Annotated in this window: 3 protein-coding genes and 1 pseudogene; 1 reads left to right on the top strand and 3 read right to left on the bottom strand. The window is 63.8% G+C overall.

All coding sequences use genetic code 11. The features are described 5' to 3' along the window. Window positions 1-441: 441 nt before the first annotated feature. Complete coding sequence (locus EN906_RS29160; RefSeq protein WP_127268486.1) at window positions 442-993, top strand: DUF2269 family protein; 552 nt, start codon at window positions 442-444, stop codon at window positions 991-993. A gap of 32 nt (window positions 994-1,025) precedes the next feature. Here EN906_RS29160 and EN906_RS29165 read toward each other — a convergent pair. From EN906_RS29165 to EN906_RS29175, 3 genes and pseudogenes are all read right to left on the bottom strand, one after another. Further along, a pseudogene (locus EN906_RS29165) lies at window positions 1,026-1,796 on the bottom strand (sulfite exporter TauE/SafE family protein). Between the two features lie 119 nt (window positions 1,797-1,915). After that, window positions 1,916-2,644 (bottom strand): class I SAM-dependent methyltransferase, encoded by a 729-nt coding sequence (locus EN906_RS29170; RefSeq protein WP_127268484.1) that lies wholly within the window; start codon window positions 2,642-2,644, stop codon window positions 1,916-1,918. Window positions 2,645-2,707: 63 nt separating this feature from the next. Continuing rightward, window positions 2,708-2,965 (bottom strand): Lrp/AsnC ligand binding domain-containing protein (locus tag EN906_RS29175; RefSeq protein ID WP_164777439.1); only part of this gene is annotated, 258 nt, incomplete at its 5' end.

Below are 2,965 nucleotides of genomic sequence, written 5' to 3' on the forward strand. Positions count from 1 at the left end.
CGTGAGTCGGCATCTGACCGTGATCCTGGCTGATCGACATGTGCAGGCCGAGCGCCATGCCGCACAGCGAATAGATGACGGCCAGTGTGAAGAAATTCCGTGCTACCCCTTGCATGTCTGTCCCCCGAATTGCCTTTTCCCGTTGTGGGAATGGGTTGATCGTCAGGCGATTGTTGTCGCCACCGGGCTCCCGGCGTTAAGCGCGTTAGCATCGGCGATGTTTCCGGACGATGTCGCGCCAACCCCCTCCCGACGATTCGTACATTAGCAGGAAATCAGATAGCGCGTTCACTATCTCAGCCGCTTCTTCATTGCCTGAAACAGATCCGGGTTTTTCGCGACATCGTTCCGAAACAGGCGCCACGCTAAACGCCCGCTCCTCTGACGGCCGGCGCAAATCAGCGCCGCCGCAACCTGACCGGAACACTGCAGGAGCAACCCATGGACTGGTACTCGATCGTCAAATTCCTCCACGTCACTACCGCCATTCTGTGGGTCGGAGGCGGCTTCGTGCTGTTCCTGCTGGGCATGCTTGCCGAGCGGGCGGGCAACATAGAGGAAAAACTGCAGGCAATGCGCGCCAGCGGTCAGCTGGGCGGCAGGTTCTTCGCGCCGATGTCGATGCTGACGCTGATTTTCGGCCTCATCATGTGCTGGTTCTGGGTCGGCTTCTCCGACCTGTGGATCCTCATCGGCCTGGCCGGCTACGCCACGACCTTTTCGATCGGCATGTTCATCTTCAAACCGACCGGCGAGCGCATGGGCGCAATGATCGCCAAAGAGGGCGTCACACCAGAGGTTCTTGCCATCGGCCAGCGTATGATGAGCGCGGCGCGCTTCGACTATGCGGTGATGGTGGTCATCATTGCCGACATGGTGCTCAAGCCGACCGTGCATGACATCGGTATCCTCGCCGGCATGGTGCTGGCCGTCTTGATCGGCGCCACACTGGCCTTTGGCGGCAACCGCCGTCTCGTGCCGAGCGCTGCCTGACCCTGATGACGGGCGGCGGCGCAGCCGCCTTTCTACATCGGACCTGCGATGCCATCCCACAGCAGCTTCAGTGCAACGACCGCGACGGTTGCATAGGTGAAGGGCTAGAAGGTTTCCGGCCGCATCCGCCGCACCAGCCAGGCCCCGGCAATGGTCGACAGCGGCGCCAGCGGCATCAGCACCGCCGATGCCGTCAGATTGGCGGTGTCGAACTGGCCGAGCGCGAAATAGGGCACCAGCTTCAGCGCATTGGTGGCGGCAAAGAAGATCGCGGCGGTGCCCGATAGAACCTTCGGATCGAGCCGGATCGGCAAGGCATAGACCTGGAAGGGCGGGCCGCCGACATGGGCTACGAAGCTGGTGAACCCGGCGACCGTGCCCCAGACCGCGGCGGCGACGCGGTTGGGCGCGGCAGCGTGATCGGCGCCATGGCGGAACTGCAGATAGAGCCAGCGCAGGACGAAGATGATGGCGACGGCGCCGACGATCAGCCGCACCGCCTCTTCGGTGACCAGTGCCGCCGTCAGCCAGCCAAGGCCGATGCCGATGACGGCGCCCGGCATCATGTCGACCAGCATCTTTCTGTTATAAACGCCCCACCATGTCCATACCGAGACGATGTCCATCAGGCACAGGATCGGCAGCAGGATGGCCGCCGCCTGCACCGGCGGCATGGTCAGCGCCATCAGCGGCACGCCGACGAAACCGACGGCGCCGCCAAAGCCCCCCTTGGACAGGCCGACCAGAAAGACCGCCGGAATGGCAGCCGCATAGAACCACGGATCGAGAAGCAGGCCTGACATGGGAGGGGGGACTGGTCCGGAGGGAAAGCGGGTCGACGCTTGAATAGCCCAGAATGCCCGGCGGAGCGACAGCAAATATGAGCGTGGCGGCGGCACACTCGGCCGACGCCGGCCAGTGCCTAGCGCCGAGCCGAGACCAGCAGGAACATCGGCCGCTCGAGCTCTTCCGCCAGTTCCGGCTTGGCTGCGATTTGCGCATCGGTCGGCCGGAATTCCTCGACATGGCCGATGGTGAAGCCGGACCGGATCAGTGCGTTGAGGGTGGTGCCGATCGTGCGGTGATGTTTCACCACGCCCTTGGCCAGCCAGTCGGTGCTGCGCGGTCCTGCCACCAGATATTGGTCGACAGGCCACGTCTTGCGGCCTTCGCTATCGATCACCCAGCCGGGTTTGGTCGGCGCCATGAAGATCGGATGTTCCGTCGAAAAGACGAAACGCCCGCCAGGCGCCAGGGCCCGATGCACGGTCCCGAACAGACGCGACACATCCTCGACATAGTGCAAGGCGAGCGAGCTGTAGACGAGATCGAAGCTGGCTTCCGGCAGGCTGAGCCGATCGAGATCGGCCGTCTCATAGCTTATGCCAGCATCGGGGCCGGCGGCCCTTGCCCGGGCAAGCATCTTCTCCGACAGATCCAGGCCAAGCACCTGCGCCGCCCCATGCTCGCGGGCCCAGCGGCAGAACCAGCCGAAGCCGCAGCCGAGATCGACGACCCTCAAGCCGCCGACATCGGGCAGCATGGCGCGCAGTGCCGGCCACTCGGCGGCACCCTCCAGCCCTTCGACCGAACGGCCGAGCTGGCTGTAGCCTGCGAAGAAATCCTCACGGTCGTATATATTCTGCGCCATGGTTCCGGCCTCGTTTGGGCCGGCACACTAACCAACCGGCCGCCGGCTTTCCACCCAACTCGATCAGGAGGCCTGCAAGACCTTTGCCCTATCCCGAGAGGCGGTTGCGTCAAGCGGCGGCGGCCGCCGCCGGATCGGCTGCGCCTTGATAATGGCGGTGCTTGTCTCCGCCTTGTCGGCGATGCGATCGAGAATCCCGTCGAGATCGCCGATCGAGCGCACGAACAGCCGGGCGACGAAACAGTCATCGCCCGTCACCTTGTCGCATTCGCCGAATTCGGGAATTTCCTCGATCAGCTTCTGGACGATGTGCAGCTTGCC

The sequence above is a fragment of the Mesorhizobium sp. M7A.F.Ca.CA.004.06.1.1 genome (assembly GCF_003999135.1).
In the GTDB taxonomy this organism is placed as follows: domain Bacteria; phylum Pseudomonadota; class Alphaproteobacteria; order Rhizobiales; family Rhizobiaceae; genus Mesorhizobium.

Coding starts and splice junctions, on each gene's coding strand:
- EN906_RS29170 (WP_127268484.1), bottom strand. CDS start 2,644: ATGGCGCAGAATATATACGACCGTGAGGATTTCTTCGCAGGCTACAGC.
- EN906_RS29160 (WP_127268486.1), top strand. CDS start 442: ATGGACTGGTACTCGATCGTCAAATTCCTCCACGTCACTACCGCCATT.